Origin of the sequence: Actinomadura sp. WMMB 499, assembly GCF_008824145.1 — a bacterium.
GTDB lineage: Bacteria > Actinomycetota > Actinomycetes > Streptosporangiales > Streptosporangiaceae > Spirillospora.
In genome coordinates, this window is sequence record NZ_CP044407.1 from 8,150,708 (window position 1) to 8,167,955 (window position 17,248).

Genomic DNA, 17,248 nt, shown 5'->3' on the forward strand with positions numbered 1-17,248 from the left:
GCGTGCGGGCCGCACGCGGGCGGTCGCATGCCAACGAGCAGGAGGTGCGCCAGGCATGGCCGACTCTTTCGTCCATCTGCACGTTCACACCGAGTACTCCATGCTGGACGGGGCCGCCCGGTTGAAGCAGATGTTCGATGAGGTCGGGCGGCAGAAGATGCCCGCGATCGCGATGACCGACCACGGCAACATGCACGGGGCCTACGACTTCCACAAGCAGGCCACCGCCGCGGGCGTCACCCCGATCATCGGCATCGAGGCGTACATGGCGCCGGAGTCGCGGTTCCACAAGAAGAAGGTCCAGTGGGGCGAGCCGAGCCAGAAGCGCGACGACGTGTCCGGCGGCGGCCTGATCAACCACATGACGCTGTGGGCGCGCAACAAGACCGGCCTGCACAACCTGTTCAAGCTGTCCAGCCGGGCCTACACCGAGGGTTTCGTCTTCAAGTACGCCCGGATGGACGAGGAGCTGCTCGCCGAGCACGCCGACGGGGTGATGGCCACGACCGGCTGCCCGTCCGGCAAGATCCAGACGCGGCTGCGGCTCGGCCAGTTCGATGAGGCGCTGAAGGCCGCCGCCACGTTCCAGGACATCCTCGGCAAGGACAACTACTTCCTGGAGTTGATGGACCACGGGCTCGACATCGAGCAGCGGGTCCGGCAGGGCCTCCTCGACATCGGCAAGAAGCTGAACATCCCGCCGGTCGTGACGAACGACTCGCACTACACCCACGAGTCCGAGGCGACCGCGCACGACGCGCTCCTGTGCGTCCAGGTGGGCAAGCAGCTCGCCGACCCCGACCGGTTCCGGTTCAACGGCAGCGGCTACTACCTGAAGACCGCGGACGAGATGCGCGGCATCGACTCCTCGGACGCCTGGCTGGAAGGCTGCCGCAACACGCTGATGATCGCGGAGCGGGTCGAGCCCGAGGGGATGTTCGAGTCCCACGACCTGATGCCGCGCTTCCCTGTCCCCGAGGGCGAGACCGAGGAGACCTGGTTCCGCAAGGAGGTCTGGAGCGGCCTCGGCCGGCGGTTCCCCCAGGGCCTCCCGGAGAAGTACAAGGAGCAGGCCGAGTACGAGATGGGGGTCATCCTCGGCAAGGGGTACCCGTCGTACTTCCTCGTCGTCGCCGACTTCATCATGTGGGCCAAGGAGAACGGGATCCTGGTCGGCCCCGGGCGGGGCAGCGCCGCGGGCTCGCTCGTCGCGTACGCGATGGGCATCACCGACCTCGATCCGCTCCCGCACGGGCTGATCTTCGAGCGGTTCCTGAACCCCGAGCGCGCGTCCATGCCCGACATCGACATCGACTTCCCTGAAGACCGGCGCGCGGAGGTCATCAAGTACACGACGGAGAAGTGGGGCGCCGACAAGGTGTCCTTCATCGCCACGTTCGGCACCATCAAGGCGAAGGCCGCCATCAAGGACGCCGGCCGCGTCCTCGGCTTCCCCTACGCCCTCGGCGACCGCATCTCCAAGGCGTTCCCGCCCGCGGTCATGGGCAAGGACATCCCCCTGTCGGGCATCTTCGACGACAAGCACCCCCGGTACGGCGAGGCGGGCGAGCTCCGCAAGCTGTACGAGGAGGAGACCGACGTCAAGCAGATCATGGACCTGGCGCAGGGCCTGGAGGGACTGATCCGGCAGACCGGCGTGCACGCCGCAGGGATCATCATGTCCGGTGAGACGATCACCGACCACGTCCCGATCATGCGCCGGGACGCCGACGGCGCGATCATCACGCAGTTCGACTACCCGACCTGCGAGACGCTCGGCCTGCTGAAGATGGACTTCCTGGGCCTGCGGAACCTGACGATCATCGACGACGCCCTGCAGGGGATCAAGAAGAACAAGGGCGTCGACGTCGACCTGCTGGACCTGCCCCTCGACGACCAGCCGACCTACGATCTGCTGGCGCGCGGCGACACCCTCGGGGTGTTCCAGTTCGACGGCGGGCCGATGCGGTCGCTGCTGCGGCTGATGAAGCCCGACAACTTCGAGGACATCTCCGCCGTCGGCGCCCTGTACCGGCCCGGCCCGATGGGCGCCAACTCCCACACCAACTACGCGCTCCGCAAGAACGGCCAGCAGGAGATCACCCCGATCCACCCCGAGCTGGCGGAACCGCTCAAGGAGATCCTCGACACGACCTACGGCCTGATCGTCTACCAGGAGCAGGTCATGGCGATCGCGCAGAAGGTGGCGGGGTACACGCTCGGCAAGGCGGACCTGCTCCGCCGCGTCATGGGCAAGAAGAAGAAGGCCGAACTGGACGCCCAGTTCGTCGGGTTCGAGGAGGGCATGGTCGAGAACGGCTTCTCCAAGGAGGCCGTCAAGACCCTCTGGGACATCCTCGTCCCGTTCTCCGACTACGCGTTCAACAAGGCGCACTCCGCCGCGTACGGCCTGGTCTCCTACTGGACGGGCTACCTCAAGGCCAACTACCCGGCCGAGTACATGGCGGCGCTGCTGACGTCCGTCGGCGACGACAAGGACAAGAGCGCCCTGTACCTGAGCGAGTGCCGCCGCATGGGGCTGAAGGTGCTGCCGCCGGACGTCAACACCTCCGAGGCCGACTTCACCCCGCTCGGCGACACCGAGATCCGGTTCGGGCTGTCGGCCGTCCGCAACGTCGGGACGAACGTCGTCGACGGCATCGTCGCCGCGCGGAAGGAGAAGGGCGCCTACACCGACTTCAACGACTTCCTCAACAAGGTCCCGCCGATCGTGTGCAACAAGCGGGTCGTGGAGTCGCTGATCAAGGCGGGCGGGTTCGACGAGCTGCGGCACGAGCGCAAGGCCCTGCTGATGGTGCACGAGCAGGCCATCGACTCGGTCATCGACATCAAGCGCAAGGAGGCCATCGGCCAGGACTCCCTGTTCGGCGCGCTGGAGGACGACGGCGGCGAGGACGCGTTCGCCGTCGTGATCCCCGAGGGCGAGGAGTGGGACAAGACCACCCTGCTGGCGTTCGAGCGGGAGATGCTCGGCCTGTACGTCTCCGACCACCCGCTGCTCGGCGTCGAGCACATCCTCGAGCGCGAGGCCGACTGCACGATCGCGTCGCTCAACTCGGGGGAGCGGCCCGACGGCCAGATCGTCACGGTGGCGGGGCTGCTGTCGGGCCTGCAGCGCAAGGTCACCAAGCAGGGCAACTCGTGGGCGATGTTCCAGCTGGAGGACCTCGCCGGTTCCATCGAGGTGCTGTGCTTCCCCTCGGCCTACCAGCTGTGCTCCACGCTGCTGGCCGAGGACGCGATCCTGATCGTCAAGGGCAAGCTGGACCGCCGCGAGGACGTCGCGAAGATCATCGGGATGGAGGTCACCCAGCCCGACCTCACGATCACCGACGCGGTCGGCCCCCTCTCGGTGAGCCTGCAGCTCAACCGCTGCACCCCGCCGACCGTCGCGCGCCTCAAGGAGGTGCTGACGACGCATCCCGGCGCCGCCGAGGTGCACCTGCACCTGCAGAACGGCCCCCGCACGACGGTCGTCCGGCTCGACGACCGGCTCCGCGTGTCGCCGTCCCCGGCGCTGATGGGCGACCTGAAGCAGTTGCTCGGCCCGTCCTGCCTCGGGTGACGGGCCGCCCCCCGGCGGGGCCGGCGCGGGCCGGTCGGCCGGCGGGTCAGCCGGGCAGGCCCGCGGGGCTGAGCTCGGACCGCCAGTCGACGAACCGGCCGAGCCCGTCGAACCGGGCGCGGGCGAGCCCGCCGCCCGGCGCCATGACCTCGGTCTCCATCTCGGTCTGCCGGTAGCCGACGCGGTGCTCCGCGAGGAACCCGGCGAGGGTGAGCCGCGGCTCGTGCGGGAACAGGCTCGCGGCGTCCTTCAGCAGCCGCGGCACCGGGACCGGGTCGAAGGACGGCGCGGGCACCTGGGGGTCGTCGACGTGCAGGTACGCCGAGCCGCCGTCGTACCCGGCGCTGATGTAGCCGCCGCCGCGCAGCACCCCGCCCGCGGCCATCGCGATCAGCTCGCCGCCGTGCCCGGCGGGGCCCTCGTACCAGGACAGGTCCACCTCGGGGGTGGTGAACTCGGTGATGCCGAGCCGTTCGCCGACCGTCCGGATGATCAGCATGGGGACGACCGCGGGGTGCGCGTCGCCGAACTGCGGGTTCGCCCATCCCCACAGCCAGGTGCGCTCGTGCGCGGCGTAGCTGCCGAGCAGCGAGACCCGGACCGTGACGCCGCCGCTGGTGTAGGTGCGGGCGGTGAGGTCGGCGCTCCAGTCCTCGCGGGGCAGGAACTCCGCGAGCGCCTCCTGCCGTTGCAGGACGACGGCGGCCAAGGCGGCGCCGAGGCGTTCGAACGCGGGACTGAATCCGGACATGTCGGGCACACTATCCCAGTGGTCGTGGCGGGTGCGGGCGTCGCGAAGCCGCCCTTGCATTGTCGATCGGCTGACCACGGCAGGCTAGTCTTTCGCCGACAGCGGAGTCTCGGTAAGGAGCGGGCGAGGTGCGGGGACCGACCGGGAGACGCCTGGCGACCGGGCTGGTCACGACCCTGGCCATGGCCCTCCTCGGGCCTGTCGCGGGCCTGCTGTGGGCCTGGACCGCCCCCGAGGTGACATATGTCATCTTCCGCGGTGACACCTACCTCGCCGATCCCGAGAGCCAGGCGCCGATCGGGACCGACATCCGGTTCGCGCTGATCGTCCTGGCGGCGGGCGCGTTGTGCGGCGGCGCCGCCTACCTGGCCGGGGGCCGCGGGAACGACATCGCGCTGCTGCTGGGCCTGGCCGCGGGCGGCGTCCTGGCCGGGCTGCTCGCCTGGCGGACCGGCCACATGATCGGCCTGGACGAGTTCCGGGCGGCGGTGCGCGCCGCCGCCGACCGCGAGCGCGTCACCGGCGTCGCCGAGCTGCGCGCCCGCGGGCTGCTGGTGGGCTGGCCGCTCGCCGCCGTCGGCGCCTACGGGCTCCTGGAGCTGGCGGTCCGCCGGCTACCCGCGCGCGACGACGGCGACCCGGGCGCCGGTGAGGCGGACGAGGTCGGCGGGGCGCAGCTCGATCTGCAGTCCGCGCCGACCGGCGGAGACGTAGATCGTCGGGAGCGCTGAGGCCGACTCGTCCAGCACCGTCGGCAGCCGCCTGCGCTGCCCGAGCGGGCTGATCCCGCCGACCACGTAGCCGGTGGCGCGCTCGGCGTCGCGCGGTTCGGCCATCCGGGCCCGCTTCCCTCCCGCCGCGGCGGCCAGCGCCTTCAGGTCCAGGCCGCCCGACACCGGGACGACGGCGACGGTGAGGTTCCCGTCCACCTCGGCCAGCAGCGTCTTGAAGATCCGGTCGTGCCCGATCCCGAGCGCGTCGGCGGCCGCCGCCCCGTAGGACTCGGCGTCCGGATCGGGCTCGTAGGGGTGCAGCGTGTGCTCGATCTTCGCCTTCGCGGCGGCGACGGTGGCCGGTGTGCCCCCGCCTCCCTTCGGTTTGCCCATGGGCAGAGTCTCCCGCACGCGTCCACCGCTTTTCGCCGGCGCACCGTTCCGCCGGACCGGTGCGTCCGGTCGCGTCCCGGTCGGGTCAGTTCGGGTGGAACGACCCGTCCAGGAACTGCCCGGCGGGGAGGGTCGGCAGCGCCCCCAGGATCCGGTTCTCGCGGCGGAGCAGGTCGCGTTCGGCCCGCAGCCGCAGCGCCGCGTCCTCGCATTCCAGCAGCCGCTGCTTCTCGTGCCCGTCCGTGATCAGTGACGACGCGATCAGGTAGGACAGCCGCACCGGGTCGGCCGGGAGGTCGATCTCCTCGGCGGGTCCGGCGCCGGCGGTGCGCAGCCGCTCCAGGTACCGGCCGAACAGCCACCGGACGTGCCGCGCCGCGGGCACCGGGTCGGGGCCGGGCTCCTCGGGCAGGTACTCGACCTCGCCCCGCAGGTAGGGGCGGGAGCGGTCCTGCTCCTTGAGCCGGAACCGGCGGGTGCCGACGGCCACGATGTCGTACCGGCCGTCCGCGTGCCGCGTCACGTCGTGCAGCTCGGCGAAGCACCCCACCCCCGACAGCCGCCGGGCCGCGTCGTTGCCGACCTCGTGCCCGAGTTCGATGTTCACCACGCCGAACCCGCGCGGCTCGGGCGTCTCCATGAGGTCGGCGACGAGCCGGCGGTACCGCTCCTCGAACAGGTGCAGCGGCAGCACCAGGCCGGGGAACAGCACGGTGCCCAGGGGGAAGAGGGCGATCCGCTCCGTCACTGTCTCTCCTGCGCTCCCGGGCGCCCGCCGGCAGGACGCACTCCCACAGCACTCTACGCCGCGGTTGATGATCTTGGTAAGCCGCGATTTTTCACATTGTGAAGTGGGAGTCACCCGCGCTCCCGGCGGGTGGGCGAGCGGTAACGTCGGTGCCATGCGGATGCTCGTCGTCGACGCCTTCACCGACCGCCCGTTCGCGGGGAACCCCGCCGGCGTCTGCCTGCTCGCCGAGCCCGCCGACCCCGCGTGGATGCAGCGGGTCGCCGCCGAGATGAAGCACGCCGAGACGGCGTTCGTCCGCCCGCTCGACGACCCGGACGCGGGCTGGGAACTGCGCTGGTTCACCCCGCTGGCCGAGGTGGCGCTGTGCGGGCACGCCACGCTGGCCGCCGCGCACGCCCTCGGCACGACCGCGACGGCCGACCCCGGCGCGCCGATCCGGTTCCGGACGCTGCACAGCGGAGTCCTGACGGTCACCGGCGGTGACGGCGGAGCGGGGCTGTCCATGGACTTCCCCGCCGTGCCGGCCGGGCCCGCCGAGGCTCCGGAGGGCCTCGCCGCCGCCCTCGGCGCCGAGATCCGGTGGACCGGCCGCAGCGCCCAGAACGACCTGCTGGCCGAGGTGGCCGACGCGCGGACCGTCCGCGGGCTCGCCCCGGACGCCGCCGCGCTCGCCCGGATCGACGCCCGCGGCGTCATCGCCACGGCCCGCGCCGACGCGGGCTCCGGCCACGACTTCGTCTCCCGCTTCTTCGCCCCGCGCCTGCTGCCGGGCGACGGCGAGGACCCCGTGACCGGCTCCGCGCACTGCACCCTCGGGCCGTTCTGGGGGGAGCGCTTCGGCCGCGACACGCTGACCGGGTACCAGGCCTCCGCGCGCGGCGGGGCCGTCCGCGTGGCGCTGCGCGGCGACCGGGTCGTCCTGTCCGGTTCGGCCGTGACCGTCCTGGACGGGACGCTGCACGCCTGAGCGGCACCCGGAGTGAGTCGTGTCTCGGCACGTGAGACGGTGCGCGAGGGGGCGGGGGCACTCCGTAGACTGGTCCGCGTGATTTCCCGTATCGACCTGCGCGGCCCGCTTCCCGGCGAGCTGCGCTCCGTGCTGCCCCGCGCCGAACTCGACGTCGAGGCCGCCCTGGACAAGGTGCGGCCCATCTGCGACGACGTCCGCCATCGCGGCTCCGCGGCGGTCCGGGAGCACACCAGCAGGTTCGACGGGGTCGAGCTGGAGAGCACCCGCGTCCCGGTCGCCGAGATCCACCGGGCCCTCGCCGAGCTGGACCCGAAGGTCCGCGATGCGCTGGAGGAGAGCATCCGCCGCGCCCGCATCGTGCACCGGTCGCAGCGGCGCACCGACGTCGCGACGCAGGTCGTGCCGGGCGGCACCGTCACCGAGCGGTGGATCCCCGTCGGCCGCGTCGGGCTGTACGTGCCCGGCGGCCGCGCCGTGTACCCGTCCAGCGTGGTCATGAACGTCGTCCCCGCCCAGGAGGCGGGCGTCGGGTCGCTCGCCGTCACCTCGCCCGCGCAGGCCGAGTTCGGCGGCCGGCCCCACCCGGCGATCCTCGCGGCGTGCGCGCTGCTCGGCGTCGAGGAGGTGCACGCGGCGGGCGGCGCCCAGGCGATCGCGATGTTCGCCTACGGCACCGCGGAATGCCCCCGCGCCGACCTGGTCACCGGCCCCGGCAACGTGTACGTCGCCGCCGCGAAGCGGCTGCTCAAGGGCGTGATCGGCATCGACGCCGAGGCGGGCCCGACCGAGATCGCGATCCTCGCCGACGGCACCGCGAGCCCGGTGGAGGTCGCCGCCGACCTGATCAGCCAGGCCGAGCACGACACCCTCGCCGCCGCCGTCCTGGTCACCGACTCGCTCGAGCTGGCGAACGCGGTCGAGGAGGAGCTGAAGGCGCAGGTCGCGCGCACCAAGCACGTCGAGCGGATCACCGAGGCCCTCGCCGGCCGCCAGTCCGGCATCGTCCTGGTCGACGACGTCGAGGCCGGGCTGAAGGTCGTGGACGCCTACGCCGCCGAGCACCTGGAGATCCACACCGCCGGCGCGGCCGCCGTCGCCGCGCGCGTCCGCAACGCCGGGGCGATCTTCGTCGGCCGGCACGCGCCGGTGTCGCTCGGCGACTACCTCGCCGGGTCCAACCACGTGCTGCCCACCGGCGGGTGCGCCTGCCACTCCTCGGGCCTGTCGGTGCAGTCGTTCCTGCGCGGCGTGCACGTCGTCGAGTACGACCGGGAGGCGCTCGCCGCCGCCACCGGGCGGGTCGTCGCGCTCGCCGAGGCCGAGGACCTGCCCGCGCACGGCGCCGCGCTCTCGGCGCGCTTCGACTGGGAGATTCCCTCGTGACCGATCTGTCCGATCTTCCGCTGCGCGACGACCTGCGCGGGAAGGAGCCCTACGGCGCCCCGCAGCTGGACGTCCCGTACGCGCTGAACACCAACGAGAACCCCTACCCGCCGTCCGAGGCGCTGGTGAAGGCGCTCGGCGAGGCCGTGATGGACGTCGCCGGGACGCTCAACCGCTACCCCGACCGGGACGCGGTCGCGCTCCGCGCCGACCTCGCGGCGTTCCTCGACGCCGACACGCCCGGCGCCGGGCTCACCGGTCGCCGGGTGTGGGCCGCGAACGGCTCCAACGAGATCATCCAGCAGATCCTGCAGGCGTTCGGGGGGCCCGGCCGCACCGCGCTCGGGTTCGAGCCGTCCTACTCGATGCACCCGGTCATCACGGGCGTGTCCGGTACCCGCTGGATCAACGCCGCCCGCGACGCCGACTTCGGTCTCGAACCGGCGCGGGCCGTCGCCGCCGTCGCGGAGCACCGCCCCGACGTGGTGTTCCTGACCTCGCCGAACAACCCGACCGGGACGTCCCTCCCGCTGGAGACGATCGAGGCGGTGCTGGACGCCGCACCGGGCATGGTCGTGGTCGACGAGGCCTACGCCGAGTTCCGCCGCGCCGGCACCCCGTCCGCGCTGACGCTGCTGGACGGGCGGCCCCGGCTGATCGTCACCCGCACGATGTCCAAGGCGTTCGCCATGGCGGGCACCCGCCTCGGCTACCTGGCCGCCGACCCCGCCGTCATCGACGCTCTGCTGCTGGTGCGGCTGCCGTACCACCTGTCGGCCGTCACCCAGGCCGTCGCCCGCACCGCCCTCGCCCACGGCGACGAGCTGCTCGGCACCGTCGAGGCGCTGCGCCGCGAGCGCGACGGGATCGTGGCGTGGCTGCGCGGCGAGGGCCTCACGGTCGCCGATTCCGACGCCAACTTCGTCCTGTTCGGCCACTTCCCGGACCGGCGCCGGGTCTGGGAGGGCCTGCTCGAGCGGGGCGTGCTGATCCGCGAGGTGGGGCCGCCCGAGTGGCTGCGGGTCAGCGTGGGCACCCCCGACGAGATGGCGGCGTTCCGCACCGCACTGAAGGAGAGTCTGTGACGCGCAAGGGCAGAGTCGAGCGCGGGACCAAGGAGACGCAGGTCCTCGTCGAGATCGACCTCGACGGGACCGGGCGGGTCGACGTGGCGACCGGGGTCGGGTTCTTCGACCACATGCTCGCCCAGCTCGGCAAGCACGGGTCGTTCGACCTGACCGTCAAGACGACCGGCGACCTGCACATCGACAGCCACCACACGATCGAGGACACCGCGATCGCGCTCGGCCAGGCGTTCCGCGAGGCGCTCGGCGACAAGGCCGGCATCCGCCGGTTCGCCGACGCGTCCATCCCGCTGGACGAGTCGCTCGCCCAGGTGACCGTGGATGTGTCGGGCCGCCCCTACCTCGTGCACGTCGAGCCGGACGGCATGGCCCCGATGATCGGCCCCGAGTACGACACCACGATGACCCGGCACATCTTCGAGTCGTTCGTCTCGAACGCCCGGGTGGCGCTGCACGTCCACGTCCCGTACGGGCGCAACGCCCACCACATCGTCGAGGCCCAGTTCAAGGCCCTCGCGCGGGCGCTGCGCGACGCGGTCGCGTTCGACCCGAAGGTGCACGGCGTGCCGTCCACGAAGGGGGCCCTGTAACCGTGGAGATCGGCGGCGTGGAGTTCACCTACGGCAACATCGCGGTCTTCGGGGTGGCGGTGTTCCTGCTGGCCGGGGTGTACAGCTTCGTCAAGCAGGGCCTGAAGATCGCCGCGATGATCGTCTTCGTGCTGGCCGCGATGGCGTTCGCCGGGGGAGTGATGTGGCTGTGAGCCGCCCCGAGATCGTCGTCCTGGACTACGGGTCGGGGAACCTGCGCTCGGCCGAGCGGGCCGTGGCCCGCGCGGGCGCGTCCGTCACCGTCACCGCCGACCGGGACGCCGCGCTCGCCGCGGACGGCCTGGTCGTGCCGGGCGTCGGCGCGTTCGCCGCCTGCATGGCCGGGCTGCGGTCGGTGCGCGGCGAGCAGATCATCGGCCGCCGGCTGGCCGGGGGACGGCCGGTGCTCGGCATCTGCGTCGGCATGCAGATCCTGTTCTCCAAGGGCATCGAGCACGGCGTCGTCACCGAGGGCTGCGACGAGTGGCCCGGCACCGTCGACCGGCTCGACGCCCCGGTCGTCCCGCACATGGGCTGGAACACGGTGGACGTCCCGGCGGGCTCCACGCTGTTCCGCGGCATCGAGGACGCGCGGTTCTACTTCGTCCACTCCTACGCGGCCCGCCGCTGGGAGCTGGAACCCGACCAGACCGGCCGCATCGAGCCGCCCCTCGTCACCTGGGCCGAGCACGGCGACCGGTTCGTCGCCGCCGTCGAGAACGGCCCGCTGTGCGCCGCGCAGTTCCACCCGGAGAAGTCCGGAGACGCGGGCGCCGAGCTGCTCCGCAACTGGCTGTCCACCCTCTCCTGAGCACCAACGAACGTCGATAAGGTTTTCGCATGACTCTGACGCTGCTTCCCGCCGTCGACGTCGCCGACGGGCAGGCCGTGCGCCTGGTCCAGGGCGAGGCCGGCACCGAGACCTCCTACGGCGCGCCGCTGGAGGCCGCCCTGGCGTGGCAGGAGGCGGGCGCGGAGTGGATCCACCTCGTCGACCTGGACGCCGCGTTCGGCCGCGGCTCCAACCGCGAGCTGCTCGCCGAGGTCACCGGCAAGCTCGACGTGAAGGTCGAGCTGTCCGGCGGCATCCGGGACGACGCGTCGCTGGAGGCGGCCCTGGCCACCGGCTGCGCCCGCGTCAACATCGGCACCGCCGCGCTGGAGAACCCGGACTGGTGCCGGAAGATCATCGCCTCGCACGGCGACCGGATCGCCGTCGGGCTGGACGTGCGCGGCACCACGCTCGCCGCCCGCGGCTGGACCCGCGAGGGCGGCGACCTGTGGGAGGTCCTGGCCCGCCTCGAGGAGGACGGCTGCCCCCGCTACGTCGTCACCGACGTCACCAAGGACGGCACCCTGCGCGGCCCGAACACCGACCTGCTGCGCGACGTGTGCGCCCGCACCGACAAGCCCGTCGTGGCGTCCGGCGGTGTCTCCTCCCTGGACGACCTGCGCGCCATCGCGGCGCTGGTGGAGGAGGGACCGGGAGGTAGGCCGGGGTCGGTTGGTCGGGGAGGAATCGAGGGGGCGATCGTGGGCAAGGCCCTGTACGCGGGCGCGTTCACGCTCGAGGAGGCACTGGAGGCGGTCAAGTGACCGTCGCCGTCCGCGTCATCCCGTGCCTGGACGTCGACGCCGGGCGCGTCGTCAAGGGCGTCAACTTCCAGAACCTGCGGGACGCGGGCGACCCCGTGGAGCTCGCGCACCGCTACGACGCCGAGGGCGCCGACGAGCTGACCTTCCTGGACATCACCGCGTCCAGCGCCGACCGGTCCACCACCTACGACGTCGTCCGCCGCACCGCCGAGCAGGTGTTCATCCCGCTGACGGTCGGCGGCGGCGTCCGCACCGTCGACGACGTCGACCGGCTGCTGCGCGCGGGCGCCGACAAGGTGTCGGTCAACACCGCCGCGATCGCCCGCCCCGAGTTCCTCCGGGAGGCCGCGCACCGCTTCGGGTCGCAGTGCGTCGTGCTGTCGGTGGACGCCCGCCGCGCCGCCGGCACCCCGTCCGGCTTCGAGGTCACCACCCACGGCGGCCGCAAGGGCGCCGGCATCGACGCGATCGAGTGGGCGCGCCGCGGCGCGGAGCTCGGCGTCGGCGAGATCCTGCTGAACTCGATGGACGCCGACGGCACGAAGAACGGCTTCGACCTGGAGATGCTCGCCCGCGTCCGGGAGACCGTCACGATCCCGGTGATCGCCAGCGGCGGCGCGGGCACGGTCGGCCACTTCGCCCCCGCCGTCGAGGCGGGCGCCGACGCCGTCCTCGCCGCGAGCGTCTTCCACTTCGGCGACATGAAGATCTCCGAGGTGAAGGACGCCCTGCGCACCGCCGGACACCCCGTCCGCTGACCGGAGGTCCCCCGGAAACACCATGGAGAACATGCGCGTCGCTCTCGCCACCTGCTCCCGCCTGCCGGGCGGCAACGCCGACGTCCGCGCCCTCGCCGGCGCGCTCGCGGACCTGGACGTCCGCGCCGAGCCCGTCATCTGGGACGCCGGCGTCGACTGGTCCGGGTTCGACCTCGTCGTCATCCGCACCACCTGGGACTACACGCACCGCCCGGACGAGTTCCTCGCGTGGGCCGGCGGGCTGCCGCGCGTCCTGAACCCCGTGTCCGTCCTGCGCTGGAACACCGACAAGCGGTACCTGCGCGACCTCGCGGGCGCGGGCGTCCCGGTCGTCCCCACGCGCTGGGACCCCGACGACGTCCCGTCCGACTGGCCCGAGTACGTGATCAAGCCCGCGGTGTCGGCCGGGTCCCGCGACACCGCGCGCTGGGGCGCCGCCGAGCACGCCGCCGCCCGCGCCCACCTGCGCGAACTCCGCGACGCCGGACGCACCGCCATGGTCCAGCCGTACCTGGCGGGGATCGACGCCGCGGGGGAGACGGCGCTGGTCTTCATCGACGGGGAGTTCAGTCACGCCGCCCGCAAGGCCCCGATCCTCGCCCCCGGCGCCGGCGTCCAGGGCCTGGTCACGCCCGGCGACGGCCGCGGTACGGTCACCGCCGCCACCGCGACCCCCGCCGAGCTGGACGTCGCGCACCGCGCCCTCGCCGCCGTCCCGGACGCCCCCGACCTTCTCTACGCCCGCGTGGACCTCGTTCCCGGCCCCGGCGGCGACCCGGTCGTCCTCGAGCTGGAACTGGCCGAACCGAACCTCTTCCTGGAGCACGGCCCCGGCGCGGTGTCCGCGCTGGCCAAGGCGGTAGTGGCCCGCCTCTGATCAGTTGTCCTCCGGGACGAGCGGTGCCTCGGCCTCCGGGTCCGGGTCGGCGCGCTCGGGGGACGCCTCGACGATCGGCAGGATGATCGCCGACGGGTGGTCGGGGTCGTGGAAGACCTCCTGGTGCGCCGCGACCATCTCCCGGGCGGTGCCGAGCGGCTCGCCGGTGCCCGGGTTCGCCGCGACCTTCGGGTGGGCGCCGCTCGTCACGTGCAGCCGGACGCGGTGCCCGCGGCGGAAGCGGTGCCCGGTCGGCCACAGGTCGACCGCGATGCGGCGGATGCCGTGGGTGCCGACGGGCTTGTCGGCGGCGGCCGGCAGCCGCAGGCCGCCCTCGCAGACGTTGCGGGACGCGCCGTCCGGACCCACGTCGCAGAGCCGGACGACGAAGTCGGTGTGCGCGCGGTCGGACCGGACGAACAGGTCGGCGGCGAGCGGCCCGATGACGTCCATGTCCCGGTCGAGGGGCGGGGAGGTGAACACGAGCACGTCGTGCCGGCGCTCCAGCGGCCGGTTGTCGACCGGACGCGAGCTGCCGAGCAGCGTGGGGCCGCCGAGCGCCGGGGTCGGATGCTCGGGGTCGAACCGGTACGCGGACGGACGGCAGCGGCGCGGGCCGTCCGGGCCGAGCCCGCCGCCGGGGTGCAGGTGCCAGCGCTGCTGCGTCATCCCGGGCGGCGGCCAGTCGCGGTAGTTGCGCCACTCGCGGGCGCCCGTCACGTACACCCGGACGGGGTCGGGCCGCAGGCCGGACGGGTCGCCGAGCAGGTGCGCGCGGAACCAGGCGAGGGACTCGCGCAGCGACACGATCCCGTGCCGGGGGTCGGTGTGCCACCAGGGGCCGATCGTGAGGTAGGGCCGCTGTCCGGCCGCCCGCAGCGCCAGGTAGTCGCGGACCTCCCACGGCAGGAACACGTCGAACCAGCCGCCGAGCAGGTTCACCGGCGCCGCCACCTCGCCGACGGTGCCGCTGAAGTCGCGGGTGTCCCAGTAGCCGTTGTCGGTGGCCTGCGCGGCGAGCAGGTCCTGGTAGAAGCGCATCTCCTCGCCGCCGGTGAGCACGTCCAGCTCCGACAGCGGACGGCCCGACGCGGCGGCCCGCGCGACCCGGCGGCGCGCGAGCAGCGGGCCGGTCAGCAGGCCGAGCCGTTGCTGCTGCTGGTGCGTCAGGTTCGTCCAGGTCAGCGTGGACTCCAGCGCGAACGACCCGCCCACGTAGGCGGCGTCCCGGAAGGATGACGCCGTGACCTGCAGCGACATCGCCTTCAGTTCGGGTCCGGCCTCGGCCGCCGTCGCCCACGCGGTGTACCCGAGGTAGCTGGCGCCGTAGGTGGCGAACGACCCGTTGAACCACGGCTGCCGCTTCAGCCACCTGACGGTGTCGAGGCCGTCGTCGCGCTCGCTGCCGAGCGGGTCGAACTCCCCGCCCGAACCGAACGTCCCGCGCGCGCTCTGCGCGACCAGCTGGAACCCGAACGGGACGAACAGCAGCCCGTTCGCCAGCGCGGCGGGACCGCGCCGGCCGTAGGGGGTGCGCACGAGGATCGTCGGCGGCGGCTCCTTCGCCCCCGCCGGGATGTACCGGTCGGCCAGCAGCGTCACCCCGTCCCGCATCGGCACGGGGATGTCGCGCTCGACGGTGTAGCGGGGCAGGCCGGGCGGGAGGGGGAGGCCCGGCGGGCGCGGCAGCCCGGGCGGGCGGGGAATCCGGATAGGCGGTGTGGGCAGTCGATCCCACGGGGCCATGTTCCCTCCCCTGTCCAGGCCGTTATGTGCTTACACGACCATACGTAACCGTTCATGCGGTGCCGAATCCCCGCGGCCACACGCGTCCCGGCCGCCCGGTCCGCCCCAGGGGCCGCACCCGACGCTCCCACCTGGGCGGATGCCGGCCTTGGGGGCGCCCCCGTCTGGTGGACGGGGCCTCCGAATGAGATCGTGGACCTGACCGGCGTTGATCAGGGGGAAGGCGGGGGGACGACATGTGGCCAGGGGCGAATCTGCCGATGGGAACGCCGCCCGTGGGTCCGGCGGGTCCGGCGGGGCCGACACCGCCGATCCGGCCCGCCGCCGGCTGGTACGCGCTCCCGATCACCCTGGGCGTCCTGGCCATCCTGATCTTCTTCGGAGCGTTCGCGCTGCTGTGGAGCGATTCCGAGATCGCCGAGGGGCCGTCCGCGGAGGGCCCCGAATCCGGCGTCGGCCTCCACATGGAGGAGGGGTTCGGCTACTTCGTCTACGTGCGGGACGGCGCCTCGGAGCCGCAGTCCTGCGAGGTCGTCTCCGGGGAGCGGACCATTCCGGTCCGGTTGACGACGGCGAACGCGTGGGTGGCGTCCGACATCGACTCCTACCGGTACGCGGCGACGTTCGCGGCGCCGGTCACCGGGCAGGCGCAGGTGGTCTGCCAGGGGACGGGCGGCTGGATCCGGGTGCAGCCGGACGACGCGTCGCTGCTGTACCTCGGGCTGTCGTTCTTCGCCTCGCTCGGACTGGTGATCATCGCGCTCGCGGCGCTGCCGGTCATCATGCTGCGGCGCAGCTCGGCCCGCCGCCGCGCCGCCGCCGTGACGGGCCCGCCGTACGGGTACTGATCAGCCGGTGAGCTCGCGTTCGAGCGGGGTCCGGAACCGCGGGATCGCACGGACGTCCCCGTACCAGGCGGCGATCCGCTCGGCCTCCCGCTCGGCGGCCGCGCGCGCCTCGGAGCCCGCGTCCTCCAGGAAGCGCAGCACGATCTCGCCGTCCGCGCGCTGCGCCCAGCCGCCGACGATGCGGCCGTCCCACCACAGCGTGGGGCCGATGTTGCCGTTGCGGTCGAACAGCGCGGGACGGTGCTCGCCGAGGAACCAGCCGCGCTCCTGCCAGCCCATCGGGGTGGGGTCGAGGGCGGGCAGCAGCGCCGCCCACGGCTCGGGCGCCCCGACCGGCTCGAGGTCGTCGGTGAGCACGATCCCGGTGGTGCCGTCGAGGTCGACCTCGGTCGTGTCGAGCGGGGCGAGGGCCTTCTTCACCTGGGCGGCCGTCCACCCGGTCCACCACTTGAGGTCGGCGACGGGCGCGGGGCCGAACGCCCGCAGCCACCTCCGCACGAGGGCGGTGCGGGCCTCGTCGGCGGGCATCGGCGCGATGCCGCCGGGCAGCCACGCCTCGGCGGGCGCCCACCGGTACTGGCTGCTGGTCCACGACCCGTTGGGACGGCCGCGCACGATCCGGCCCGCGCAGCCGAGGACGACCAGCACCCACGTGGTGACCCCGGTGGGCCTGGAGTAGGACTTGCCGGGCGCCGGATCGACCCGGGTCCGCAGCGCCGGGACGTCCGTGCTGAGCTGGGCGCCGGTCGCCTCGCCGCGGGCCAGCAGCGCCCGGTGCGTCGCGTCCTCCAGCTCGGTGAACCACGCGAGGACGTCGGTGAGGCCGGGGTCCCGGTCGAGGAGACCCTTGTCGATCATGCGGGCGTAGGTCGTGCGCTGCTTGACCGCGAGCGCGTCGGCGGTGGACGCCTGCAGGACGGGCACGAGGTCGGTGGGCGCGACGAACATCGTCCGCCGCATCGCCAGCATCCGCAGCAGCGTCCGGTCGTCGTACAGGGCCCGCTCCACCGCCGCCGGGACCGTCCCCGTGCCGCGCGCCGCGACCGACAGGAACACCGTCGCCGGGTCGGTGGCGTGCAGCACCACCAGGGAGCGGGCGATGTCCAGGACGTCGTCGGTCCTGGACATCGCGGCCAGCCGGTGCCGTCGCCCGAGCCGGGCCCGCCGCTCCGCGGCGCTGATCGAACGCATGTGCGAGAGT

The 17,248-nt window shown here is 73.1% G+C and carries 17 protein-coding genes; 12 read left to right on the forward strand and 5 right to left on the reverse strand.

The window, feature by feature from the left end; genetic code table 11:
* Positions 1–55: 55 nt before the first annotated feature.
* On the forward strand, positions 56–3,586 hold the full coding sequence (gene dnaE / locus F7P10_RS37140; RefSeq protein ID WP_151016721.1) for a DNA polymerase III subunit alpha: 3,531 nt from the start codon (positions 56–58) through the stop codon (positions 3,584–3,586).
* 46 nt (positions 3,587–3,632) lie between these two features.
* On the opposite strand, the gene F7P10_RS37145 is transcribed toward dnaE, so the two are convergent.
* Complete coding sequence (locus tag F7P10_RS37145; protein WP_151016722.1) at positions 3,633–4,337, reverse strand: DUF6882 domain-containing protein; 705 nt, start codon at positions 4,335–4,337, stop codon at positions 3,633–3,635.
* A 128-nt stretch (positions 4,338–4,465) separates the two neighbouring features.
* Here F7P10_RS37145 and F7P10_RS37150 point away from each other — a divergent pair, with 128 nt between their 5' ends.
* Positions 4,466–5,068: a hypothetical protein gene (locus F7P10_RS37150; protein ID WP_254716220.1), complete on the forward strand. Its 603-nt coding sequence runs from the start codon at positions 4,466–4,468 to the stop codon at positions 5,066–5,068.
* On the opposite strand, the gene ybaK is transcribed toward F7P10_RS37150, so the two are convergent.
* Together ybaK and F7P10_RS37160 are read right to left on the reverse strand one after the other, a co-directional pair.
* Positions 4,952–5,443, reverse strand: a complete 492-nt coding sequence (gene ybaK / locus F7P10_RS37155; RefSeq protein ID WP_151016723.1) for a Cys-tRNA(Pro) deacylase — start codon at positions 5,441–5,443, stop codon at positions 4,952–4,954. The two genes, F7P10_RS37150 and ybaK, sit on opposite strands and share 117 nt — an antisense overlap.
* An 85-nt stretch (positions 5,444–5,528) precedes the next feature.
* Positions 5,529–6,191, reverse strand: coding sequence for an LON peptidase substrate-binding domain-containing protein (locus tag F7P10_RS37160; RefSeq protein ID WP_176611800.1), 663 nt, complete (start codon positions 6,189–6,191; stop codon positions 5,529–5,531).
* A gap of 154 nt (positions 6,192–6,345) precedes the next feature.
* On the opposite strand from F7P10_RS37160, the gene F7P10_RS37165 reads away from it, so the two are divergent.
* The 9 genes from F7P10_RS37165 (at position 6,346) to F7P10_RS37200 (ending at position 13,453) form a co-directional block, all read left to right on the forward strand.
* Positions 6,346–7,161 (forward strand): PhzF family phenazine biosynthesis protein, encoded by an 816-nt coding sequence (locus tag F7P10_RS37165; protein ID WP_151016725.1) that lies wholly within the window; start codon positions 6,346–6,348, stop codon positions 7,159–7,161.
* Between the two features lie 78 nt (positions 7,162–7,239).
* Positions 7,240–8,547 carry a histidinol dehydrogenase gene (gene hisD / locus F7P10_RS37170; protein WP_151016726.1) on the forward strand — a complete coding sequence of 436 codons (1,308 nt, stop codon included), beginning with the start codon at positions 7,240–7,242 and terminating at the stop codon, positions 8,545–8,547.
* Positions 8,544–9,632 (forward strand): histidinol-phosphate transaminase, encoded by a 1,089-nt coding sequence (locus F7P10_RS37175; protein ID WP_151016727.1) that lies wholly within the window; start codon positions 8,544–8,546, stop codon positions 9,630–9,632. The genes hisD and F7P10_RS37175 overlap by 4 nt, the downstream gene beginning before the upstream one ends.
* Complete coding sequence (gene hisB / locus F7P10_RS37180) at positions 9,629–10,222, forward strand: imidazoleglycerol-phosphate dehydratase HisB (RefSeq protein WP_151016728.1); 594 nt, start codon at positions 9,629–9,631, stop codon at positions 10,220–10,222. The genes F7P10_RS37175 and hisB overlap by 4 nt, the downstream gene beginning before the upstream one ends.
* Positions 10,223–10,224: 2 nt before the next feature.
* A complete protein-coding gene (locus F7P10_RS42905) occupies positions 10,225–10,395 on the forward strand; it encodes a hypothetical protein (protein ID WP_176611801.1) in 171 nt (56 codons plus the stop codon).
* On the forward strand, positions 10,392–11,033 hold the full coding sequence (gene hisH, locus F7P10_RS37185) for an imidazole glycerol phosphate synthase subunit HisH (RefSeq protein ID WP_151016729.1): 642 nt from the start codon (positions 10,392–10,394) through the stop codon (positions 11,031–11,033). The genes F7P10_RS42905 and hisH overlap by 4 nt, the downstream gene beginning before the upstream one ends.
* 29 nt (positions 11,034–11,062) lie before the next feature.
* Positions 11,063–11,818: a bifunctional 1-(5-phosphoribosyl)-5-((5-phosphoribosylamino)methylideneamino)imidazole-4-carboxamide isomerase/phosphoribosylanthranilate isomerase PriA gene (gene priA / locus F7P10_RS37190; RefSeq protein ID WP_151016730.1), complete on the forward strand. Its 756-nt coding sequence runs from the start codon at positions 11,063–11,065 to the stop codon at positions 11,816–11,818.
* Entirely contained in the window at positions 11,815–12,576 is a 762-nt protein-coding gene (gene hisF, locus F7P10_RS37195; RefSeq protein ID WP_151016731.1) for an imidazole glycerol phosphate synthase subunit HisF, read from the forward strand. Before priA ends, hisF begins: the two co-directional genes overlap by 4 nt.
* A gap of 31 nt (positions 12,577–12,607) precedes the next feature.
* Positions 12,608–13,453: a RimK family alpha-L-glutamate ligase gene (locus F7P10_RS37200; RefSeq protein WP_218040242.1), complete on the forward strand. Its 846-nt coding sequence runs from the start codon at positions 12,608–12,610 to the stop codon at positions 13,451–13,453.
* Here F7P10_RS37200 and F7P10_RS37205 read toward each other — a convergent pair whose 3' ends face one another.
* Positions 13,454–15,199, reverse strand: coding sequence for a CocE/NonD family hydrolase (locus tag F7P10_RS37205; RefSeq protein WP_218040243.1), 1,746 nt, complete (start codon positions 15,197–15,199; stop codon positions 13,454–13,456).
* 260 nt (positions 15,200–15,459) lie between these two features.
* Here F7P10_RS37205 and F7P10_RS37210 point away from each other — a divergent pair, with 260 nt between their 5' ends.
* Complete coding sequence (locus F7P10_RS37210) at positions 15,460–16,047, forward strand: hypothetical protein (RefSeq protein WP_151016733.1); 588 nt, start codon at positions 15,460–15,462, stop codon at positions 16,045–16,047.
* Here F7P10_RS37210 and F7P10_RS37215 read toward each other — a convergent pair whose 3' ends face one another.
* Positions 16,048–17,238, reverse strand: coding sequence for a winged helix DNA-binding domain-containing protein (locus F7P10_RS37215; protein WP_151016734.1), 1,191 nt, complete (start codon positions 17,236–17,238; stop codon positions 16,048–16,050).
* Positions 17,239–17,248 lie beyond the last annotated feature (10 nt).